Raw genomic sequence first — 20534 nt, forward strand, 5'->3', positions numbered from 1 at the left:
GCTTGAGACCCTTCGCGCTATATCGCGGTGATGGCTTTCGTCAGAGCCGCGGAGAGCCGGTCGAGCTGACCCGCGTCCCATCCCTGCCGGCGCACCAGAACGCGCCAGTACAGTGCACCGGCGATGAGATCGAGCGCCAGGTCGATGTCGCAATCCGCCCGCAGTTCGCCTCGATCGATAGCTCTGAGCAGCATCGCGGACAGGTTCGCGCGGCGGGGACCCTCCACGCTCTCGCGGAGGACATTCTCGAGTTCGGGGTCGCGACTGGATTCCGCGGTCACCGCGAGGACGACCCGCCCGACCAGGGGGTCGCCCAGCACTGCGCTGAGTCTGTGGACGAGCGAAGAGATATCCCCGTGAAGGCTTCCCGTATCGGGTGCGGGCTCGCTTCGCACAGCGGCATCGGAGATCAGCGCGATCGCCATGGCCTTCTTGGTGGGCCATCGCCGGTAGAGAGCCGCCTTTCCCACTCCGGCGCGTCGGACGATCGCATCCACCGACGTCTGCCCGTAACCGGATTCCGCCATCTCCTCGAAGAACGCGCGGGTGATCGACGACGTCACCCGCGCGTGCAGCGCGGGGTTCGAGGGCTGCGCCGGGGCGGGTTCCTCAGGGGTGGGCATCTCCTCAGTGTAGGCACGGAACGATTGCGTTCCGTACGTCACGCGTATAAGGTTAACGGAACGAGTCCGTTCCGTTTCATTTTGAGGAGAATACGGTGATCTTCCACATCAATCGCCTTACGTACAAGACCGACGTCACGCCCGAAGAGCGCGAGGCAGGACTCGAGCTGCTCCGCCGGCAAGGGGAATCGATCCCGGCCGTGAAGTCTTTCGTCGTGGGGCCCGAACTCGGCGCCGACTTCGAGTACGGGGCCGTGTTCGTCATCGAGGATCTCGACGGGTACTGGGAGTACCTCACCCACCCCGCCCACTTCGAGTCCGAGAAGTCCGGACTGCATCTCGTCGAACGCTTCGAAGCGTTCGACACCACCGACTCGGACGACCCCGGGATGGCGGCGAAGATCGCGGCTCTCCACAGGCGCAGCTACGAGGAGAATCCCTCGATCGCGGACCTCATCGCCCAGGTGCCGGACATGGTCGTCCCGGATGGCTCGAGCGGTGCGCACTGAGCACGCGAAGGAGGCACCACGCAGACGATCTGGGCGTTCTCCTACCCGATCGAGGACTCGAGTGAGCATCCGGGCGCGGGCAAGGCGATCGTCTCCAGGTTCTCCGGTACCCGGGCCCGCCATCCGAGCTCATGGATGATGCGCGCGCGCAGGGTGTCCGCCGCAGCGGGCTCGCCGTGCACGACGAACACCTCGTCCGGTGGGATCTCGACAGGCCTCATCCAGTCGAGGAGCTCGTCCGCATCCGCATGCGCGGAGAGCGAGTCGATGCTCACGACCTCTGCGTTCATCGCGACGTGACGGCCAGTTCGTCGGCGAGACGTTCCCCCCACAGCCGGGCGCGGTCGAGCTCACCTGAGACGACGGGCCCCTCGTACCCTTCCACCAGAAAGCTCTCGGGCTTGGACGCAGTGAACCCGAGTCGGCGCGCGACGCGTGTGGCGCTGCGCGAAGCCGCCCCCGGGAGCAGTGGCACATCGACTCGCGTATCGAAGGCGACGAACGCCTGCGGGTGTTCGCCCCGCGGCAGCGCGTCGAGCCAGTCCCGGATGCCTCGCCGGAGATCGGCCGTGACTGCGCCGCGCTGGACCGCGCTCTCGCGGGAAGATGCGCGAGACATCGAGAACGCGTGCGTGGGGCCGCCCACCACGACCGCGTCGACCTGAGGGGGAATATCCGCAGGTGCGTCGGCGACGTCGGTGACGATCACGTGCGCGTGCTCCGACAGTCCATCGGCTATCGCCCGTGCGACCTGCGCGGTGTTGCCGAACATCGTCTCGTAGATGACCAGAACTTCCATGGGTGCCCTCGCTTCTCGGACGCGTTGGTTCCACCGTTCACGATCACCACCCGGGTGCCCAGGGTCATAGGTCCTATCGAGGCCCGAGCGGCCGGGCCCGGCTTGTGGAAGGACCGTCGGCGCGAGGCCGCGCAGTCGGCGGTCGAGATCGAGACCCCGCCCGCGCGGCGGCAGGGTGGGGTCAGCCGACTCAGCGCGACCGGGGCGGGGCGGTCGACCCGCGCACGATGAGCTGCGAGTTCAGGGTCTCGGTCTCGGTGAGGACCGCACCGGACATGGCCTGCAGCAGCATGTCGACGCCGAGCGCACCGCATCGGTCGATCGGCATTCTCACTGTCGTGAGAGCGGGTGTCACCGCGCCCGCCAGCTCGATGTCGTCTATCCCCACGATGCTGATGTCGTCCGGGCAGACTCGCCCGAGCTCGGCCATTCCGGCCTCGAGCCCCAGCGCGACGAGATCGTTGTAGGCGATCACGGCTGTGGCATCGCTCGCGACCGCGGGCGCCGCCGCGGCGCGCCCTCCCTGGATCGAGGCGGCATGATTGCTCAATCGTGTGAGGCGAATCCCGAATCGCTCGCACGCGCGTGCGACCGAATCCGTGCGGCGCCCGTCCGCCCACGACCCGCGTGGTCCGGACGCATACGCGATGTGCCGGTGCCCGAGAGCGAAGAGGTGCTCAACGGCCTGCGTCGGCCCGTGCTCGGTATCCATCACGACGCAGGGCGCCCCGTCGAGGAATCGGTTGATCACCACGTACGGCGTGTTGCCGACGAGCGCCAGAAGCTCGTCGTCCGGGAGGCGCGGCGAACAGAGGAGCATCCCGTCGAGCTTACGGGCGAGCGCGATCTGCTCGCGTTCACGACGAAGGTCTTCATCGGCGTCGAACAGCACGATGCGGTGTCGCCCGTGCCATGCCTGCCCCTCGATCGCCTTGAGCAGTGTGGCATAGACGGGGTTCGCGACATCCGGGACGATCACGCCGAAGGTCCTGGTCGCGGTCGCGGCCTGCGGGTTGGCGTACCCGAGATCGCTCGCCGCCTGGAGGACACGACCGAGCGTTTCGTCGGCGAGCCGGTCCGGCTCGCCGAATGCGCGGGATGCGGTGGCGATGGACACGCCGGCACGCCGTGCCACCTCCGTCAATGTCGCTGCCACTGTCGCCTTCCCCGCTCGTATTCTCCATGATCCTGCATACCCTTCCTGAAAGGTGTTGACAAGGTTGTACAAATCATTCACACTGCTTTACATGCTGATCGCCGTTGATCTCCTCGAACCGACCGCCTCGCCCCTCGCGGGAGCCGGACGGTGACCGCCGACCTGCGCGGCCTCGGCCGTGGCTCGGCCGGCGCGGTGAGCGTTCCGGACGCGCCTCGCGGCACGGGAATCCTCCACCTCGGGCTCGGCAGCTTCCACCGCGCACATCAAGCCGTCTACACCGCGGCCGCGCTCCCGGCGGGCGGCGACTGGGGGATCATCGGCGTGGCGTCGCGATCGCGAGGAATCGTGGATGCACTCCACGAACAGGATCTGCTGTACTCCGTGGCCACCGTGTCGCCTCGAGGCATGTCGATGAGCATCCCGGGCGTTCACACCGGCGCTTACGTCGCCGCCGACGAGCCTGAGCGGGTCGTCGCCGATCTGGCCGATGACGACATCCGGATCGTCACTCTGACCGTGACCGAGAACGGGTACAGCTACTCCCCGTCGTCGCAGCATCTCGATGTGGCCGACCCCATCGTGCGAGCAGATCTGCAGGGCGGTGCGCCGCGGTCCACGATCGGTCAGCTCGCGCGCGGCCTGCAGCGGCGCTCGGCATCGGGCGCTGCCCCGATCTCGGTGCTCAGCTGCGACAATCTCTCCGCGAATGGCAGCCACACCGAGAAGCTCGTGCGGGAGTTCCTCCATGAACTCCCCGGCGGGCAGGGTGCTGATGTCCTCGCCTACCTCGATCGCGCGGTGACCTTCCCCTCCAGCATGGTCGATCGGATCGTCCCGGCCACGACCGCGTCCCTGCGCGACCAGGTCGCCGCGACCCTCGGCGTACGTGACGGCATCCCCGTGCCGGCCGAGCCGTTCACGATGTGGGCGATCGAGGACCGATTCGCGGGCGGTCGCCCCGCGTGGGAGCTCGGTGGCGCGGTGTTCACCGACGAGGTCGGGCGCTATGAGCAGCTGAAGGTTCGGCTGCTCAACGGCACGCACTCCCTCATCGCATACCTGGGCGCCCTCCGCGGGGTCGCGACGATCCCGGAGGCCATCGCGCTCGACGGCATCGAGTCGGCCGCCCGGGCGGTGATGCGCGGCGAGTACGAGCCCTCCATCGACGCGCCCACGGGCGTGGACGTGCGCGACTACGAGCGTCAGCTCTTCGCGCGGTGGGGCAACAGTGCGCTGGGGCATCGCACGAGCCAGGTCGGCACGGACGGCTCGGTGAAGCTCCGCCAGCGCATCCCCGCTCCCGCGATGCGCGCACTCGCCCTGGGCGAGATGCCGCACCTCATCGCGCTCACCGTCGCCGCGTATCTGTCGTGCGTCGCCCCCCTGCGCGGCTTCGAGCCCGGCGTGCACGCGGAGGCCATGACGGATGCGGCACGCGAACAGCTCTCCGCCGTCGCCTCCACGGCGATCGCCGGGCGCGACATCGCTGAATATGCGATCTGCGACATGCGCCTGTTCGGCGACGAACTGGCCGGCCAGCCCGCCTTCATCGAGAGAGTGGGCGAACTGATCGACACCATCGTCCGCCGTGGCGTCGATGCGGCCATCGCCGACAGCGTCTCCGCATCCGGCGGCGCTGCGCTGCGCACCGCCGCGGGAGTGGCGCCGTGACCGGCCACGACGCCCTTCCGGGCGAGCGGGACAATGACCGAGATCGTCACGAAACCGAGATCGTCACGAAGGAGCGCCGACCATGAAAGCACTCGCCATCCACGGGGCAGAAGACATCCGGTGGGAAGACCGGGAGATCCCCGAACCCGGCGACGGCGAGGTGCGCCTGCGTGTGGGATTCGTCGGGATCTGCGGATCCGACCTGCACTATTACTTCCACGGCGCGAACGGCGAGTACACGATCCGCGAACCGCTCACCCCTGGCCACGAGCTGTCGGCCGTGATCGACATCGACCCGTCGGGTCGCCTGGCCCCCGGCACCCCGGTCACCGTGCATCCGGCGCGATACGGCCCCGATGTGGACGGGCTTGAGGACCGTCCCCACCTGCGTCAGGGCGGCGACTATCTCGGAAGCGCCGCCGGCGACCCGCACAGGCAGGGCGGAGCATCCGAGTTCCTGATCGTCGAGGAACGGATGATCCGCGTCCTCCCGGAGGGGCTGCCCCTCGAACGCGCCGCGCTCGCCGAGCCGCTGGCCGTCGCGATCCACGCCGTCCGGCTCGCGGGCGACATCGGAGGGCGCCGCGTCCTGGTCATCGGGGCCGGACCCATCGGACTGCTCGTGGTCGCCGCGGCCATTCGCGCCGGCGCCGCCGTCGTCGGTGCGAGCGACGTGCGGTCCGAGCCACTCGAACGCGCTCGGCTCCTCGGTGCGAGCCGGGTCGCCCTCGTCGGCCGCGACCAGATCGATCCCGAATCCTACGACGTCGTCTTCGAGTGCTCGGGGGTGGGAGCTGCGCTCACGCAGGCCGTCCGCACCGCCCGCCGGGCGGGCACGGTCGTACAGGTCGGGATGCTGGCCAACGCCGAGATCGGCGTGAACCTCGCCCCCATGCTCGCCAAAGAGCTCACGATCAAGGGCGCCTTCCGATTCTCGACCGAGATCGACGACGCGATCGAGCTGCTCGCATCGACCGATGCTCTGGATGCCGTCATCTCACACGTCATCCCCGCCTCCGATGCCGTGCGAGCCTTCGACATCGCCCGCGACTCCTCCGCATCCGCCAAAGTCCTGATCTCCCTCTGAGACCGCATCCGACCGCCACACCCTCCGCACCCCTCGCCACACGTCCGTATCCCTCACGACACATTCGTACCCATCACTACAAAGGAGTAATCCGATGAGCACCTCATCCGTCCCCGGCGTGGACGCCCCCGCGCCGCCGCCCACCGTCACACGCTCGATGGGCGACCTCGTCCGCGCCGCCGTCTCGGGATGGCTCGGCACCGCCCTCGAGTTCATGGACTTCCAGCTGTACTCGCTCGCCGCAGCCCTCGTCTTCAGCCAGCTGTTCTTCGGCGGCGGAGACCCGGCCATGGCCGTCGTCCTCGCCATGGCGACCTACGGGGTCGGCTACATCGCACGACCCCTCGGTGCTTTCGTGTTCTCGCGCATCGGCGACAAGGTCGGCCGGCGCAAGGTGCTGTTCTACACGATCCTTCTCATGGGTGCTGCCACCACCCTGATCGGCTTCCTGCCGACGTACGAGCAGGTGGGCATCCTCGCCCCGATCCTCCTGGTGATCCTCCGCCTCGCGCAGGGGTTCGGCGCGGGGGCCGAGATCTCCGGCGCCGGGGTCATGCTCTCTGAGTACGCTCCGACGCAGCGCCGCGGCATCATCGCGTCCCTGGTGGCGCTGGGCACGAACTGCGGCACCCTGTTCGCGTCGGCGATCTGGGCGATACTTCTGGCCGTCATGCTCGAAAGCGACGTCATCGCGTGGGGTTGGCGCATCCCCTTCATCGGCAGCTCCGTGATCATGCTTTTCGCACTGTGGGTGCGGTTCAACCTCAAAGAGAGCCCCGTCTTCGAAGAGCGCGCCGATGTGGTCGACGGCAAGGCCCTGTCGCGCGAGGAGATGATCGAGCTCGCGACCGAGACCAACGACATCCGCACGCTCGAGTCGGTCAAGCGCAAGCCGGTCAAGGCGGTCATCGTCGCCTTCTTCCTGCGCTTCGGTCAGGCGGGCAACTCCGGCATGGTGCAGACCTACCTCATCTCGTTCATCACGATCACCCTCGCGATGTCGAAGCAGGTCGGCCCCGAAGTCGTCATCGTCTCCTCGCTGATCGGCTTCCTCACGATCCCGCTCGTGGGCTTCCTCGGCGACCGCTTCGGTCGCCGGCGGATGTACATCATCATGACGTCGCTGTCGCTCGTGCTGATCATCCCGACCCTGCTCATGATCAACACCGCCGAGGTCGTCTGGGTCTTCGTCGGCTACGCGCTCATCCACAACATCTCGGTACTGGGCCTCGCATCGATGGAGAACATCGCGATTCCCGAGATCTTCGGAGCACGCAACCGCTACACCCTGACCGCGATGGTGCGCGAGATCGCTGCGATCATCGCCACCGGCGTCGGCCCGATCGTCGTCGCGGCCTGGGTCGCCGCGACCACGGGCAGTATCGTGCCCGTCATGGTCCTCATGGGGATCTTCACGGCCTCGGCGCTCGCTGCGGCCATCTGGGCACCCGAATGGACGGGGCGCGATCTCACCGATCCGCGCGCCGCCATGTGACGCAGGCCCGATAACGAGAACACGGGTGCGGTCGCGTCTTGCGCGACCGCACCCGGCAACGAGGAGAAACCGCATGACCATCGAGCTCGCCACCGTCAACATCACCAGCCCCGGCCGCAACTTCGTGACTCTGAAGATCACCACCTCCGACGGCATCGTCGGCTGGGGAGACGCCACCCTGAACGGGCGTGAGCTCGCCGTCGCCTCCTACCTCGCCGACCATGTGGCCTCGATGCTGATCGGCCGCGATGAGGATCGGATCGAAGACACCTGGCAGTACCTCTACCGCGGCCCGTACTGGCGTCGCGGGCCCGTGACCATGGCCGCGATCGCCGCCGTCGACATGGCGCTCTGGGACATCAAGGCCAAGAAGGCCGGCATGCCCCTGTACCAGCTGCTCGGCGGCGCGAGCCGTGAAGGCGTCCGCGTCTACGGGCATGCGTCCGGACCCGATTATGCCGCGTTGAAGGATGCGATCGCCGCCTACGTCGACGAGGGATTCACCGCCGTGCGCGTGCAGACCGGGGTGCCGGGGCTCGGTCAGATCTATGGAGTGGCCTCGAGCAAACCGGGCGTGCGCTATGACTACGAGCCCGCGCACCGAGCTGCGGACGGCAGCTCCGCCGTCCGCCCGACGGAAGAGCGGTGGGACACGCGTGCGTACCTGTCGCACATGCCCGGCATCTTCGCGAGCATCCGGGAGGACTTCGGCACCGACCTGCGCATCCTGCACGACGGTCATCACCGCATGTCGCCCATCGAGGCGGCTCGATTCGCGAAAGAGATCGAGCCGTACGACCTGTTCTGGCTGGAAGACTGCACCCCCGGTGAGGATCAGACAGCGCTGCGCCTCGTGCGTCAGCACTCCACGACCCCGCTCGCCATCGGCGAGATCTTCAACTCCGTGTACGACTACCAGACGCTGATCACCGAACGCCTCATCGACTACGTCCGTTCCGCCGTCACCCACACCGGCGGCATCACCGCCATGAAGAAGCTCCTCGACTTCGCGGCCATCTACGGCATCAAGTCGGGCATCCACGGGCCCACCGACATCTCGCCCGTCGGGATGGCGGCGGCGCTGCACCTCGACCTGGCCATCCACAACTTCGGAATCCAGGAGTACATGCCGCACAACGAGCGGACGCTCGAGGTCTTCCAGACCTCATTCACCTTCGACCGCGGGTTCCTGCACCCCGGCGAGACGCCCGGACTCGGCGTCGAGCTCGACGAGCAGGCCGCATCAGCCTTCGAGTACACCAAGGCGTATCTGCCGGTGAACCGCCTCACCGACGGCACCGTCCATGACTGGTGACGCCGCTCCGCGCCGGCCCGCGCTGCCCGAACGCACCCTCGCGTCCCGGCTCATCGTCGTCGCGCGCGCGCAGGCGGCGGAAGACTACGACCGGGTGCTCGATGAGCTGATCGAGGCCGGCATCCGCAGCATCGAGCTCACGCTCACCACCCCCCGCACGTTCGATCGACTGCCCGTTCTCCTGGAGCGCTACGGCGCCGTTGCCGACCTGGGCATCGGCACCGTGACGAGCACCGATGACCTCGCCCGTGCGATCGATGCGGGTGCGCACTATGTGGTGACGCCGATCACATCGCCCACGCTGGTGAAGAAGGCGGCGGATGCCGGAATGCCGATCGTGCCCGGAGGCCTGACCCCCACCGAGTTGTTCTCGTCGTGGTCGGGCGGAGCATCCGCCGTGAAGATCTTCCCCGCCGGCCAGGTCGGGCCGGGGTATGTGGCCGACCTGCGCGGGCCGTTCCCCGACATCATGGTCGTGCCGTCCGGTGGCGTCGACCTCGACGGCGCCCGGGCCTGGCTGAACGCGGGAGCAGTGGCCGTGAGCGTCGGCGGACCGCTCCTCGGCGACGCATTCCGAGGCGGAGACCTCGCATCTCTCCGGCGACGCGCGGAGGCGTTCGTCGCCGTCTGCGCGAGAGCAGAGCCCTGATGAGCGAGCGCCAACCCGGCCGGCGGGTCGTCACTCTCGGCGAGACGATGGCTCTCGTGCGCACGACAGAGATCGGCTCCCTGAGACACGTCAGCGAACTCGCGCTCGGCATCGGCGGCGCCGAGAGCAACGTCGCCATCGGCCTCAGCCGGCTGGGCGCCGATGTCACCTGGTTGGGCCGGGTCGGCGACGATGCACTGGGCCAGCGCGTGACACGTGAGTTGCGCGGGGAGGGGATCGACGTGCGCGCGCTCGTCGATCCTGGCGCGCCGACCGGCCTCATGCTCAAGGAGAAGCCGTCCGCCGCGTCGACCGCGGTCCACTACTACCGGGCGGGTTCGGCCGGGTCGCGGCTGAACGCCACCGATGTCCCGGCCGGGTGGGTCGAGGATGCGGCGATCCTTCACGTCACCGGCATCACTCCCCTCCTCTCGGAGTCGGCGCGCGAATGCGTGCTCGAGGTCATCGCGCGGGCGAAGGCCGCGGGCGTCACCGTGAGTTTCGATGTGAACTACCGGTCGAGGCTCGCAGCCGCCGAATCGGCCGGCCCCGTTCTCCGGGAGATCGCCGAATGCGCAGACATCGTCTTCGGCGGAGAAGACGAGCTGACCCTCCTCCGCCCCGGCGTTGCGGCCTCGGAAGTGGCCGCTCAGCTCGTGACCCTCGGAATCGAGCAGGTGGTCATCAAGCGCGGCGCCGCGGGCGCCACCGTCGTCAGCGCGGACGGTGTCGTCGCGGCGGAGGGCTTCCCGATCCATCCCCTCGACACGGTCGGCGCGGGTGACGCCTTCGTCGCGGGTTACCTCAGCGCGAGGCTCGAGGGCCTCGACACGACAGCGACCCTGCAGCGCGCGAACGCGTGCGGGGCCATCGCGTGCCTCGTCCCCGGGGATTGGGAGGCGGCACCCACGGCGCGCGACCTGGAGCACTTCCTCGGCGCGGACGGCGACCCCGTCCACCGCTGACAGCGCAGCTCGGGCCACTCCGCCCGGGACCGATCGAGGCCGCAGAGTCGAGGGGAGCGGCCTCGACGTCGCGATGGGGCGCGGCGGCCGTCCTCTTCGCCGCACTGAACATGCCCGGCGTCTCCCTTCACCGTCGTCGGGACGGGCACATCACCGCGCGGACGACGAAGCCCAGCGATGAGGAAGCACTCCTCGCTGGCCCGGCGCGCATCGGTAGAGCCGCCCGGCCCCTGTATCGTCATCGTCTTCGGCCTCGCGGGCCGTGGTGATGTACAGCGTGCCGAGGTCGTCACCGCCGAACGCGACGGCGGTCACAAGGGCCGTCGGAAGCTCGATCGTGGCCAGCGGCGTACCGTCGAGCCCAACACGGCGAACCGCGCCACCGCCCCAGAACGCGACCCACAGAGTGCCCACCGCGTCGAGGGCGATCCCGTCGGGGATGCCGTCGAACCGCGACACGTCGATCGCCCCGGTCTGCTCGATGAGCGCACCGGATGCCGGGTCGACCGCCCACAGGCCGATGCTCCGGGTGAGCGAGTCGACGAACGCCATCGTGCCGGGCTGGGGCCACGCGATTCCGTTCGGGCAGCCGACTTCGGAGAGGATCGGGGTCGCGTTGCCCTTCGGATCGATGCGGTACAGCACTCCGTCGTGGGGCGGCTCGCCGGCATCCCACCGCATGGTCCCGGCGTACACGCGCCCGTGCGCGTCGACGGCGGCGTCGTTCATGCGACGACCCGTGAGCTCCCGCTCGACCGGTACTCGCACGGCCGATCGCTGCGAGTCGGGGTCGAACACCTCGAGTCCCTCGGTCGTGGCCAGCAGCAGCGTGCCGTCGTCGACGAGGTTGACGGCACCGGCGGGATGCTCGAGCTCGAAGGACACCGTCGAGCCGTCGGCGCGCAGCTCGTGCAGAGCGCTCCCCACGATGTCGACCCACCAGAGCGACCCGCGACGCGCGTCCCAGCGCGGGGACTCACCGAGGAGGGATGCCGTGCGCGAGGCCACCCCGAGAGCAGAGGCCTCGATCAGCTCCACGTGCTCACCCCCGCCTCGATAGGGCCCGTCACGTCCACGATAGAGCCCTGTCGCGCAAGGTGTCGGGGAGATCCTGGTAGGTCACCGGGCGCAGGAACCGGTCGATGGCGCGCACCCCGACCGACGTCGTACTCGGCGCATTGGTCGCAGGGTACGGGCCGCCGTGGGTCGTCGCACGACCGACGCGCACCCCGGTGGGAAATCCGCCGAACAGCACACGACCGGCACGCAGCCGCAGTCTGCGGAGCAATCGCGCAGAGGTCGTCGCGTCCCCGGGAGCGGCGTGGATCGTGGCGGTCAGGCCCGCGGGAATGCTGCCGGTCACGTCGATCAGATCGTCGAGGTTCTCGCACATCACGACGACGAGCGCCGGTCCGAAAAGTTCGTCGGCGATGCTCGGATCTGCGCGGAGCGCCTGACTCGACACTCGCGCGACGAAGCTCGAAACCGGGTGGTCGAGCGCGTCGGACGCCGACGGTCCGCCCCGCAGAACCTCGACGTCCTCGTGCTCGCGGAGACGCTCCTGGCCCGAGACGAGCGCGGCCTTGATGCCGGGCGTCAGAAGGGGCGGGCTGGCCACGGCGGCCAGAGCGGTCGCGAGATGATCGACCGTTCGGCGCGCGGCATCGTCGTCCACCACCACGAGGAGACCCGGCTTGGTGCAGAACTGCCCGCTCCCCCCGGTGAGCGATTGCGTGAGACCGGCGACGAACGCGGAGTCCGCCGCCGTGGCGTTGCCTGCCGCGTCGGGGAGAAGGTACAGCGCGTTGATGCCGCCGAGTTCGGCGTAGACCGGGATCGGCACCGAGCGCTCCGCGGCGACGGTCGCAAGGGCCGTTCCTCCCCGCGTCGACCCGGTGAACGCCACCGCGGCGATGCCGTCGGCACGAACGAGCGCCTGTCCGATCGGCGCCCCCCGTCCGTGCAGGAGCGAGAACCAGCCGGCGGGCCATCCCGTGTCGGCCACAACGGCCGTCGCGATCTCGCCGAGCAGCTGGCTGGTCTCGGGGTGCGCGGGGTGGCCTTTCGCAATGACCGGGCATCCGGCCGCGAGCGCGGAGGCCGTATCGCCGCCGAGCACGCCGAACGCGAAGGGGAAGTTGCTGGCACCGAACACCGCGACAGGACCGAGGGGCACGTGCCCGAGGGCGAGGGCGGGCGCGAAGCCCTCGGCGCCGGCGGCATCCTCTTCGACGGGTCTGCCTGATCGCGAGTCGGCCTCGGATGCCAGGAGCTCGAGCTGGCCGGTCGTGCGGCTCAGCTCGGAGTTCAGCCGTACCTCCGTCAGCGCCGTCTCAGCCGCCGCGACGCGTACCAGCTCGGATCTGCGGCCCTCCAGCACCACGGCGAGTGCGTGGAGCAGGAGCGCGGGACGCCGTTCCGACTCGTCGGTCTGGGCACGGAAGAAGGCCTCCGCTGCGGCCGATGCCGCAGCATCCGCCTCTTCGAGCTGCGCGTCGGCGAAGACGGCGTCCCGTTGCCTCGCGGTCGCGGGTTCGCGGCTGCGGAATGACGTTCCCGGATCGGCGAGCGCGGGCCGGCCCGCGACGATTCCCGCCTGCGGACCGACGGCCGGCATCGCGGAGCCGCTCATACCGCGAGCTCGGCGTCGGCGCGATCGAGCATGGCCAGGCCGAGCGCGGCGCGCCTCACCCGCTCGCGCGCTGTCGCTTCGAGCACAGCGGACAGATGGCCCGCGATCGGGTAGAGCGACGGCGAGTTGCGCACCGCGAACTTGAGGTGCACGGGCGCGGCGACACGGACGATCTCGGGGATCTCGTAATAGCGCATCACGCCGCCGAAGTCATCCGATGACTCGATGTACAGGTCGAGCGGGATCGACACCGCGGCGCGGATCGCGGCGAGCGTCGGCAGGCTCAGGTCGACGGCGACGTTCAGGCTCGATGCGCCGAGTTCCTCCAGCAGCTGGGCTCCGGCGGGGTTCGACACCGGCAGCGACGCCGAGACCTTCAGGACGAGATCGCTCGGGAGATCGCCACGCACCTTGAGCTTTCCGAGCACGGCGAGCTGCCCCAGGTCGGACACCAGCACGGATCGGAGGCCGAGCTCGCATCCGCGGACGACCTCCTGCACCCCGTAGGCGAGCTGGTCGGCACCGCGCAGCGAGCCCGAGACGACGGCGCCTCCCGGGCTCGTGGCCTGCGCACCGGTGTCCCACCCGGCACGCGGCCCTACGAAGAGGCAGACCTCGATGTCGTGGGCGCGACCGAGCTCGACCATGCGCTCGATCTCCCGATCGGTCAGCATCCAGATTCCGCTGCCCTGGCTGACGCGATGCACGGGCACTCCTCGGGTGGCGGCCTCGTCGATCACGGCCACCATCGCCGCCGGCCCCTCGACGGAGGGGATCTCCACGTGGAATGCGGTGCCGTCCGCGAACCGTGCCGCGCTCGTCGGCAGCGTGTAGTCGTCTCCGCTGGGCAGCCCCAGGGACTTCAGATACTGCTGGGACTTCATCGGGGTGACTCCTCGTCGGTGGGGGAAAGCGCGGGGACCTGCGGAATGGCGGAGGTGGATGCTGCGGGCAGCGCGGCGGGCGCATCGCCGAGCCGATCGCGATACGGCGGCATGAACTGCATCCGCGGCACCTGGTTCGCGAGGACTCCCCCGTCGACCACGAGCGAGTGGCCGGTCACGTACGACGCCGCATCGGAGGCGAGGAAGAGGACGGGGCCTACGATCTCGGAGGGCTCTGCGAACCTGTTCTCCAGGGGGATGTGCTCGCGGTAGTAGGCGACGAAGGCGTCCCAGTCGAGCGCGAAGTCGCCCGCGAGCGGCGTGTCGACCATGCCGGGGCAGACCGTGTTCACGGTGATCCCGTGCACGCCGAGCTCGACCGCGAGGCTGCGCGCGAGCAGCTCGAGGCCGCCCTTTGCCGCGTTGTAGTGGGCCAGGCCGGGCTCTGCCTGAAGGCCGTTCTTCGAGGAGATCATGATGATCCGGCCGCGGATGCCGTCGTGGATCATGAGCTCGGCGACGCGTTGGCTGATCACGAACGGCGCATCCAGGTCGACGGCCATCGTCGCGCGCCACGCGGCATAGTCGAGGCGGTTGAAGTGATCCATGGTGGCGAAGCCGGCGTTGTTGATGAGGATGTCGATCGCACCGTCGGACCAGACCGAGTCGACGAACCCGCCCAACTCGTCGGCCTCGGTGAGGTCCTGGAAGTACCAGCGCACCCGTTGGCCCGTCGCAGCGAGCGCGGCCGACAGCTCGCCCGACGGCTCGACACCGGGTCGTTCGGCCAGCGCCAGTTCAGCGCCGGCTTCGGCCAGACCGACCGCGAGAGCCGACCCGATGCCTCCGGCGGCGCCGGTGATCAGCACGCGACGCCCGGACAGATCGAAGAGACCGGCGCTCATTTCGAGGCTCCGAGCTGATGCGAGATCGACTGCGCCGTCGCCATGACGAGCTCGCCGAGTCGCAGGACGCGCTCGAGCGGCTGGTTCATCTTGAGCCCCGTGACGCTGATGCCGCCCGCGCAGGCGCCGGTGTGATCGATGAGCGGCGCGCCGATGCACAGCACGCCCTCGGCATCCTCTTCGTCATCCACGGCGAAGCCGCGCTCGCGGACGCTGGCGATGTCTTTCAGGAGGGCGTCGATCGTGGTGATCGTGTAGGCGGTCCGCCGCGGCAGGCCGGTCTGCTCGGCCAGATCGACGACCTCCGCATCGGTGTACTGGCCGAGGATCGCCTTGCCGATCCCGGTGCAGTGCAGCCGTTCGCGGCCGCCCATGTTCAGGTCGAAGCGGATGAGGTTCGGGCCGTCTACCTGACCCAGCACGACCGCGATGCCCTGCGACATCGTGGCCACGCGAGACGACAGCTTGGTCATCTTCGTGAGCCGCTCGAGATGGGGCATGGCCGCATCGAGCATCGACATGCGGCTCACCGCGCGGTGCCCGAGCCGAGCGAGGCCGAGGCCGAGCGCGTAGCGCCGCTGGAAACCCTCGCCGGACGAACTGACGAGGTTTCGTTCCTCGAGAGTCTGGAGGATCGCGAAAGCCGTGCTCTTGGATGCCCCGAGCTCGCGCGCGACGTCGCTCACACCTTGCGAGGTGTCGGCGGCCGCGAGGATCTCGAGCACGTCGATGGCCCTCGAGATGCTGCGGAGCGTATAGCGGCCGGATGGCGCATCGGCCAACGGCGGCATCGACGTGTCGAGGGGCGCGGCGCCCCTGACGGTCGTTCTGACTGTGGTCACGATGCCTACTTCCCCGTGCCGGCGGTCAAGCCGATCGCGATCTGCTTCTGGAAGATCAGGTACACGATGATGCACGGGATCGCGCTCAGAAGCGCCCCGGCCATCACCTGGCTCACATCGAAGACACGGGTGTCCTGCGCGCCGGCCATCACGACGCTGAGGGTCCGCTGGCCGGGCGTGGGAAGGAACAGCAGCGCGACCAGCAGATCGTTCCACACCCCGATGAAGGCGAGCACCCCGACCGTCACCATCGCCGGCCTCGCCAGCGGCAGGAAGATGCTCCAGAATGCCCGCGGGTACGACGCGCCGTCGATGATCGCGGCTTCGACGAGTTCGTCGGGGATCGCGCGGAAGAAGTTGGTGAAGATGAAGATCGCGAACGGCAGCTGGGTCACCCCGTAGAGCACGCCCACGGCCGGGAGATTGCCGATCAGTCCGAGGCTGCTGAAGTTGAAGTACTCGGTGATGATGAACGTCTGCCCGGGCACGAGCATCAGGACCACGATGATCGCCATGATCGTCTGCGAGCCCCGGAACCGCAGCTTCGCGAACCCGAACGCCGCGAGCGTTCCGATGCTGAGGATGACCACGATCGCGACGAGGCTCACGGTGAGCGAGATGAGTCCCGCCTGGGGCAGCTGACCGCTGAGCACCGCCGCCCACGCGGTGAACGTGAGGGCGTTCGTGCCGTCCTGCTTCGTGAGGGACTTGAAGATCATGAACGCGACGGGCGCGAACGTGCCGGCGGCGAGGGCCACCAGCACGATCCGCACCATCCCCGTGCTGAGGAGAGCCCGCGCGCGGTCGGCGAAGCGACGGGCGCCGGGAGCGGCGGTGAGGGTGGTCGAGGTATCAGTCATCATCGGCTTTCACTCCGGCTCGAAGCCGCACGACGGCGAACACGAGTGAGATAAGGAACAGAAGGATGCCGAACGCGGCGCCCTGTGAGAAATGGCCCAGGCTGAACGACCTGGTGTACAGCGCGTACTCGAGCGTCGTGGTGGCAACCCCCGGCCCGCCGGCCGTCATCGTGTAGATGAGAGCGAAGATCTGGGTGATCGCCGCCGCCATCGTCACGATGAGCGACAGCTCGATGTAGCGCCGCACCTGGGGGATGACGATGTGGATGAACATCTTCACGCCGTGCGCACCGTCGAGGCGCGCCGCCTCCGTGATCGAAGGGTCGGCCGTTGTCATCCCGGTGAACAGCAGCACCACGTTGATACCGAAGTACGACCAGTTGAAGACCAGGATGATGCTGACCAGCGCCGAGGTCTCTCCACCGAGCCAGTCCTGCGTGAACAGTCCGAAACCCATTGCCGACAGCAGGGCGTTGATCGGCCCGCGGCCCGACAGGAGGTACGCGAACGTGATGCCGATCACGACCCACGACAGCGCGATCGGGAGGAAGTAGATCGCCCGGAACCAGCCGCGCCCCCACGCGCTGTTGGCCAGGAGGTTGGCCACGATCAGCGAAAGTCCCACTCCGAACGGCACCGAGAGTACGACGCACAGGCTGTTGATCGCGATGCGACCGAAATCCGGTGAGAGGAAGATCCCGTTGATGTAGTTGTCGAGTCCCACCCAGTGGGCACTGCGCCCGTTCCAGTCCGTGAAGCTGTAGTACAGGCCCTGGATGCTGGGCAGCACGATCAGCAGCGCCACGAGCACGAGCGCCGGAAGGACGAAGACGAGCCCCCAGCGTCGGCGCTGCCGGGCGACGCCCTCGCGTCGGCGGGGGTCCTTCTGGTCACCTTCCCGCGACCCCCGCCGTGCAACGGGTGGTGCGGCCGTCACACGGCGGAGGTCGAGAGTCATGGCGGCTTCCTACTTTCCGGAGAGGTTGTAGGTCACACGGTCGTTCGCGCTGACCGCGGCGGTCGCCTGATCTACCTTCGTGAGAGCCTCTGAGGCGGTGAGCTGCCCGGCCATGACCTGGTTGAGCGATGAGCGCAGAGCGGTCGTGACCGACGCATCGAGGAAGTTGTCGATCATCGGCATGACCGTCCACTTCTCCGCGATCGAGCGGTCGAGGATCTCCTGGTTGATGGAGCTGTCGGTCTCGACGCCCGTACGAGCGGGCACACCGCCCGCGGCGGCGATGATCTTCTGCCCTTCGGGCGAGATCGCGTAGGCGGTGAATGCGGCCGCCGTCGCGGGGTTCTTGCTGTCGCTCGAGACCGACAGCCCCGAGTCCTGCAGTCGGATCAGGACATCCTGCGGGTCGTCGCTGAACGGCGTCGGCGCAGCGTGCACCTTCGTGCCCAGCCCGTCGGCCGCCCAGCTCGCGTCCCAGCTGCCGGTCATGTACATCGCGGTCTTTCCCGCGAGGAAGTCCGTACGCACATCGCGCCACGTGAGGACGTCCTCGTTCGTGTAGCCCTTCTCGCGGAGGTCGCCCCACTTCGTGACCTGATCGACGAGCGCGGGGCTGTCGTACTTGACCGATCCATCGATGAGGCCGTCCCAGCCGGCCAGGCCGATCGCCGCCCCCGACATGTAGCTGAAGTCCTGGTACGCGTCGAACCCGCCCGAGCCCGTGTCGCTGCCGTAGCCGATGCAGAGGAATCCGGCGGCGGTGATCTTCTTGCACGCCGCTTCGGTCTCGGCCCAATCCGTCGGGAACTCGGTGACGCCCGCCTTGTCGAGGATCTCCTGGTTGTAGAGCGTGTAGTACATGTTGCTCACGAGGGGAACCCCGTAGACGGGGTTGTCGAGGTTCGAGTCCTTCGCGAAGAACTGACCCTGCACGGCCTCGAACTCCGAGCGGTCGATGTACGTGCTCAGATCGAGCGAATAGTCCGAGAACTGGTGCTGGTACCCGCCGGGGAACATCTGGAAGATGTCCGGGCCCTGGCCCGACGTGAGAGCGGCGCGGAGGAGCGCGAAGTACTGATCGCCCGGCTCCTCGATGACCTTGACGGTCGTGCCGGGATTGGCCTTCTCGAAGCCATCGATCAAGGCGGTCATGCTCGGCTGGACTTTGCCGTAGCTCCAGAGGGTGACCTCACCGCCCACCGTGCCGGTGTCGGCGGGCGCGGACCCGGAGGAGGAGCATCCTGCGAGGAGCAGCCCCGCGGTGGCCACGACGGCGGCCGCGGCGGCGGCCCTGTGACTGAACGTCATTGTTAGTTCCTTTGGTTGTGAGCGGAGAGGACGGATACGAGGTCGTGCGGGCGAGCAGGATGGAACAGACCGAGCCAGGAAGGTCTCGGTCTCGACGGAGCGGGGGTCAGGCGAGCGGCGATTCTCGAGAGGGATCGACGCCGATCCCGGCGGTGAAGAACCGCGGATTGGGCACGTGCACCCAGGCGCCGTTCTGGGCGATCGAATACTCCGAGAGCAGTCCGGGCAGGGTCATGTCCAGCGCCGCATAGACATCGATCTCGGGCCTGGTGCCCGTGACGATCGATTCGATGAAGTCGCGGATCGGCCATGCGTCCGACCCCCAGTGGGTGTCCGCCGACCCGCCCAGCTTGTAGCGGTGGGGCATGTAGAGATCGGCGTACTTCGCGAGTGGCTCCCACACGCCCTCCGGAGAGCGGCCGTTGAGGTAGACGACAGCCTCCGAGTTGACCGTGCGCGCCGCTTCGTACGCGCCCCCGGTGCCCTGCACGGAGTAGTAGGCGTACAGCTCCGGCCGATTCGACAGCAGGTCGAACCGAAGCCGCAGGAGCCTCCCTTTCGCGGTGCGGGCGAGCAGGATGGTCGTGTCCTGCAGCTCGTGTTCGGGGTCGGTGTGCCGGCCGGTCCCGACGCAGCTGACCGAGATCACCCGATCATCGAACCACTGCAGCAGCGGTCCGAGGCTGTGTGTCGGATAGGTGATGCCGTCACGACCCACCTGCCAGAAGTGCCGCCATGTCGGGTCGCCCGCGGGTGTCGTGTGCCAGCTCTTCATCTCGTGGAGATACTCGCCCTCGCCGTAGTAGAGGTCTCCGAGCGCTCCTTCGCGGACCATCTCGCGCACGATGAGGTTCTCACGGATATAGCCGTAGTTCTCCGACATCATGTACTGCGCGTTCGACCGGCGCACCGCGGCGACGAGCGCCGTGGCCTGGTCGAGGCTGACGGCCGCGGGGACTTCGCTGAGCACGTGGATGTCGCGGGCGAGCGCCGCGATGGCCTGCGGCGTGTGGTGCTGCTGGGGCGATGCGAGGATCACCAGGTCGACGTGATCGAGCAGGTGCTCGAAGCTCTCGCAGACGACGGCGACGTCGTTCGTCGCGGCGAAGGCCTCGCGCGATGCGGCGATCGGGTCGTACACCGCGACCAGTTCTGCGCGATCGCTCTCTTCACGGAGGCCGGCGATGAAGCCGCCTCCGCGCACGGCGCCGGCGATGCCGACTCTGAGCTTGGGCGTTGTTGACACAGCGGGAAGCGCCTTTCGGGAGGAGAGCAGTTCAGAACGAGGGCAGTCAGACCCGAGGGCCGAACAGGCTCGGCAGCAGCACCGACCACGCGCCCTGCTCGGCCGCCGAGCGGTAGGTCGGCACGAAGCCGAGGCGCAGGTAGGTCACGACCGCCGGAACGCGGAAGTCGTCGGTCTCGAGAACGGCGGTCGCCAGGCCCCGTTCCGCGAAACCCTGCAGGCAGCGTGCCGTGAGGGTGGCGCCGACCCGCCTGCCCCTGGCACGGTCGAGCACTCCCACGTAGTGCACGTAGCCGGCATCCGGATATGTGCCCGGCATGATGCGCTCCGAGGCGACTCCGACCACGCCCTGTTCGTCTTCGACGAGCCACGTGACGGGCACATCGCCGGCGTCGGAGAACTCGGCACGCACCCTCGCGACGTCCCACTCCTCTTCGAAGCTCGCGGCCAGAGTCTCGGCGATCGCCTTCTCGTCTGCGGCGGTGGCCTCGCGCAGCGCGAGCCCGGGAGCGAGCGGCACCAGGAGCTCCGCGGGGAGCGGACCCGGGTGGGTCATGAAGAGCTGAGTCATCGTCTTGCCCCCTCTGGAGTGATCGAGTCGTGCGGTCGGGTTGAGTGTATGAAGGG

General features: G+C 68.5%; 21 protein-coding genes. 7 read left to right on the forward strand and 14 right to left on the reverse strand.

Annotated elements, in window-relative coordinates; genetic code table 11:
- Positions 1–17 precede the first annotated feature (17 nt).
- On the reverse strand, positions 18–623 hold the full coding sequence (locus tag F6B43_RS11820) for a TetR/AcrR family transcriptional regulator (RefSeq protein WP_150449124.1): 606 nt from the start codon (positions 621–623) through the stop codon (positions 18–20).
- Positions 624–718: 95 nt separating this feature from the next.
- On the opposite strand from F6B43_RS11820, the gene F6B43_RS11825 reads away from it, so the two are divergent.
- A complete protein-coding gene (locus tag F6B43_RS11825; protein ID WP_150449125.1) occupies positions 719–1132 on the forward strand; it encodes a Dabb family protein in 414 nt (137 codons plus the stop codon).
- 41 nt (positions 1133–1173) lie between these two features.
- On the opposite strand, the gene F6B43_RS11830 is transcribed toward F6B43_RS11825, so the two are convergent.
- The 3 genes from F6B43_RS11830 to F6B43_RS11840 all read right to left on the reverse strand — a co-directional run bounded on the left by F6B43_RS11830 (position 1174) and on the right by F6B43_RS11840 (position 3087).
- Entirely contained in the window at positions 1174–1407 is a 234-nt protein-coding gene (locus tag F6B43_RS11830) for an MBL fold metallo-hydrolase RNA specificity domain-containing protein (protein ID WP_246159920.1), read from the reverse strand.
- 11 nt (positions 1408–1418) lie between these two features.
- The gene (locus F6B43_RS11835) at positions 1419–1931 is read right to left on the reverse strand and encodes a flavodoxin family protein (RefSeq protein WP_150449127.1); all 513 of its coding nucleotides are present in this window, start codon (positions 1929–1931) and stop codon (positions 1419–1421) included.
- A gap of 190 nt (positions 1932–2121) precedes the next feature.
- Positions 2122–3087, reverse strand: coding sequence for a LacI family DNA-binding transcriptional regulator (locus tag F6B43_RS11840; RefSeq protein WP_150449128.1), 966 nt, complete (start codon positions 3085–3087; stop codon positions 2122–2124).
- Positions 3088–3237: 150 nt separating this feature from the next.
- Here F6B43_RS11840 and F6B43_RS11845 point away from each other — a divergent pair, with 150 nt between their 5' ends.
- The 6 genes from F6B43_RS11845 (at position 3238) to F6B43_RS11870 (ending at position 10272) form a co-directional block, all read left to right on the forward strand.
- Entirely contained in the window at positions 3238–4761 is a 1524-nt protein-coding gene (locus tag F6B43_RS11845) for a mannitol dehydrogenase family protein (protein WP_150449129.1), read from the forward strand.
- Positions 4762–4843: 82 nt separating this feature from the next.
- Positions 4844–5848 (forward strand): L-idonate 5-dehydrogenase, encoded by a 1005-nt coding sequence (locus F6B43_RS11850; protein WP_150449130.1) that lies wholly within the window; start codon positions 4844–4846, stop codon positions 5846–5848.
- Between the two features lie 94 nt (positions 5849–5942).
- Positions 5943–7343 carry an MFS transporter gene (locus tag F6B43_RS11855; protein ID WP_150449131.1) on the forward strand — a complete coding sequence of 467 codons (1401 nt, stop codon included), beginning with the start codon at positions 5943–5945 and terminating at the stop codon, positions 7341–7343.
- A gap of 73 nt (positions 7344–7416) precedes the next feature.
- Complete coding sequence (manD, locus tag F6B43_RS11860) at positions 7417–8658, forward strand: D-mannonate dehydratase ManD (protein ID WP_150449133.1); 1242 nt, start codon at positions 7417–7419, stop codon at positions 8656–8658.
- Complete coding sequence (locus F6B43_RS11865; protein WP_150449134.1) at positions 8648–9307, forward strand: bifunctional 4-hydroxy-2-oxoglutarate aldolase/2-dehydro-3-deoxy-phosphogluconate aldolase; 660 nt, start codon at positions 8648–8650, stop codon at positions 9305–9307. Before manD ends, F6B43_RS11865 begins: the two co-directional genes overlap by 11 nt.
- Positions 9307–10272: a sugar kinase gene (locus F6B43_RS11870; RefSeq protein ID WP_150449135.1), complete on the forward strand. Its 966-nt coding sequence runs from the start codon at positions 9307–9309 to the stop codon at positions 10270–10272. The genes F6B43_RS11865 and F6B43_RS11870 overlap by 1 nt, the downstream gene beginning before the upstream one ends.
- 150 nt (positions 10273–10422) lie before the next feature.
- Here the strand turns inward: F6B43_RS11870 and F6B43_RS11875 are convergent, their stop codons facing one another.
- The 10 genes from F6B43_RS11875 to F6B43_RS11920 form a co-directional block, all read right to left on the reverse strand.
- Positions 10423–11310, reverse strand: a complete 888-nt coding sequence (locus F6B43_RS11875) for an SMP-30/gluconolactonase/LRE family protein (RefSeq protein ID WP_170285640.1) — start codon at positions 11308–11310, stop codon at positions 10423–10425.
- A 28-nt stretch (positions 11311–11338) separates the two neighbouring features.
- Positions 11339–12904: an aldehyde dehydrogenase family protein gene (locus tag F6B43_RS11880; protein WP_150449137.1), complete on the reverse strand. Its 1566-nt coding sequence runs from the start codon at positions 12902–12904 to the stop codon at positions 11339–11341.
- Positions 12901–13788: a U32 family peptidase gene (locus F6B43_RS11885; RefSeq protein ID WP_150449138.1), complete on the reverse strand. Its 888-nt coding sequence runs from the start codon at positions 13786–13788 to the stop codon at positions 12901–12903. Before F6B43_RS11885 ends, F6B43_RS11880 begins: the two co-directional genes overlap by 4 nt.
- On the reverse strand, positions 13785–14693 hold the full coding sequence (locus F6B43_RS11890) for an SDR family NAD(P)-dependent oxidoreductase (protein ID WP_150449139.1): 909 nt from the start codon (positions 14691–14693) through the stop codon (positions 13785–13787). Before F6B43_RS11890 ends, F6B43_RS11885 begins: the two co-directional genes overlap by 4 nt.
- Positions 14690–15535: an IclR family transcriptional regulator gene (locus tag F6B43_RS11895; protein WP_211368122.1), complete on the reverse strand. Its 846-nt coding sequence runs from the start codon at positions 15533–15535 to the stop codon at positions 14690–14692. The genes F6B43_RS11890 and F6B43_RS11895 overlap by 4 nt, the downstream gene beginning before the upstream one ends.
- A gap of 5 nt (positions 15536–15540) precedes the next feature.
- On the reverse strand, positions 15541–16398 hold the full coding sequence (locus F6B43_RS11900) for a carbohydrate ABC transporter permease (protein WP_150449140.1): 858 nt from the start codon (positions 16396–16398) through the stop codon (positions 15541–15543).
- Positions 16388–17353 carry a carbohydrate ABC transporter permease gene (locus tag F6B43_RS11905; RefSeq protein WP_150449141.1) on the reverse strand — a complete coding sequence of 322 codons (966 nt, stop codon included), beginning with the start codon at positions 17351–17353 and terminating at the stop codon, positions 16388–16390. Before F6B43_RS11905 ends, F6B43_RS11900 begins: the two co-directional genes overlap by 11 nt.
- Before the next feature lie 9 nt (positions 17354–17362).
- Entirely contained in the window at positions 17363–18661 is a 1299-nt protein-coding gene (locus F6B43_RS11910) for an ABC transporter substrate-binding protein (protein ID WP_150449142.1), read from the reverse strand.
- Between the two features lie 106 nt (positions 18662–18767).
- Positions 18768–19907, reverse strand: coding sequence for a Gfo/Idh/MocA family protein (locus F6B43_RS11915; protein WP_170285641.1), 1140 nt, complete (start codon positions 19905–19907; stop codon positions 18768–18770).
- A 46-nt stretch (positions 19908–19953) separates the two neighbouring features.
- Positions 19954–20478 (reverse strand): GNAT family N-acetyltransferase, encoded by a 525-nt coding sequence (locus F6B43_RS11920; protein ID WP_170285642.1) that lies wholly within the window; start codon positions 20476–20478, stop codon positions 19954–19956.
- Positions 20479–20534: the final 56 nt, after the last annotated feature.

Origin of the sequence: Microbacterium rhizomatis, from assembly GCF_008710745.1 — a bacterium.
GTDB classification, from domain to species: domain Bacteria; phylum Actinomycetota; class Actinomycetes; order Actinomycetales; family Microbacteriaceae; genus Microbacterium; species Microbacterium rhizomatis.

What these genes read in the sequence shown, in the direction of transcription:
- F6B43_RS11820 (WP_150449124.1), bottom strand. Translation starts at nt 623, where the DNA reads ATGCCCACCCCTGAGGAACCCGCCCCGGCGCAGCCCTCGAACCCCGCG.
- F6B43_RS11835 (WP_150449127.1), bottom strand. Translation starts at nt 1,931, where the DNA reads ATGGAAGTTCTGGTCATCTACGAGACGATGTTCGGCAACACCGCGCAG.
- F6B43_RS11850 (WP_150449130.1), top strand. Translation starts at nt 4,844, where the DNA reads ATGAAAGCACTCGCCATCCACGGGGCAGAAGACATCCGGTGGGAAGAC.
- F6B43_RS11855 (WP_150449131.1), top strand. Translation starts at nt 5,943, where the DNA reads ATGAGCACCTCATCCGTCCCCGGCGTGGACGCCCCCGCGCCGCCGCCC.
- manD (WP_150449133.1), top strand. Translation starts at nt 7,417, where the DNA reads ATGACCATCGAGCTCGCCACCGTCAACATCACCAGCCCCGGCCGCAAC.
- F6B43_RS11865 (WP_150449134.1), top strand. Translation starts at nt 8,648, where the DNA reads ATGACTGGTGACGCCGCTCCGCGCCGGCCCGCGCTGCCCGAACGCACC.
- F6B43_RS11870 (WP_150449135.1), top strand. Translation starts at nt 9,307, where the DNA reads ATGAGCGAGCGCCAACCCGGCCGGCGGGTCGTCACTCTCGGCGAGACG.
- F6B43_RS11880 (WP_150449137.1), bottom strand. Translation starts at nt 12,904, where the DNA reads ATGAGCGGCTCCGCGATGCCGGCCGTCGGTCCGCAGGCGGGAATCGTC.
- F6B43_RS11885 (WP_150449138.1), bottom strand. Translation starts at nt 13,788, where the DNA reads ATGAAGTCCCAGCAGTATCTGAAGTCCCTGGGGCTGCCCAGCGGAGAC.
- F6B43_RS11890 (WP_150449139.1), bottom strand. Translation starts at nt 14,693, where the DNA reads ATGAGCGCCGGTCTCTTCGATCTGTCCGGGCGTCGCGTGCTGATCACC.
- F6B43_RS11900 (WP_150449140.1), bottom strand. Translation starts at nt 16,398, where the DNA reads ATGATGACTGATACCTCGACCACCCTCACCGCCGCTCCCGGCGCCCGT.
- F6B43_RS11905 (WP_150449141.1), bottom strand. Translation starts at nt 17,353, where the DNA reads ATGACTCTCGACCTCCGCCGTGTGACGGCCGCACCACCCGTTGCACGG.
- F6B43_RS11910 (WP_150449142.1), bottom strand. Translation starts at nt 18,661, where the DNA reads ATGACGTTCAGTCACAGGGCCGCCGCCGCGGCCGCCGTCGTGGCCACC.
- F6B43_RS11920 (WP_170285642.1), bottom strand. Translation starts at nt 20,478, where the DNA reads ATGACTCAGCTCTTCATGACCCACCCGGGTCCGCTCCCCGCGGAGCTC.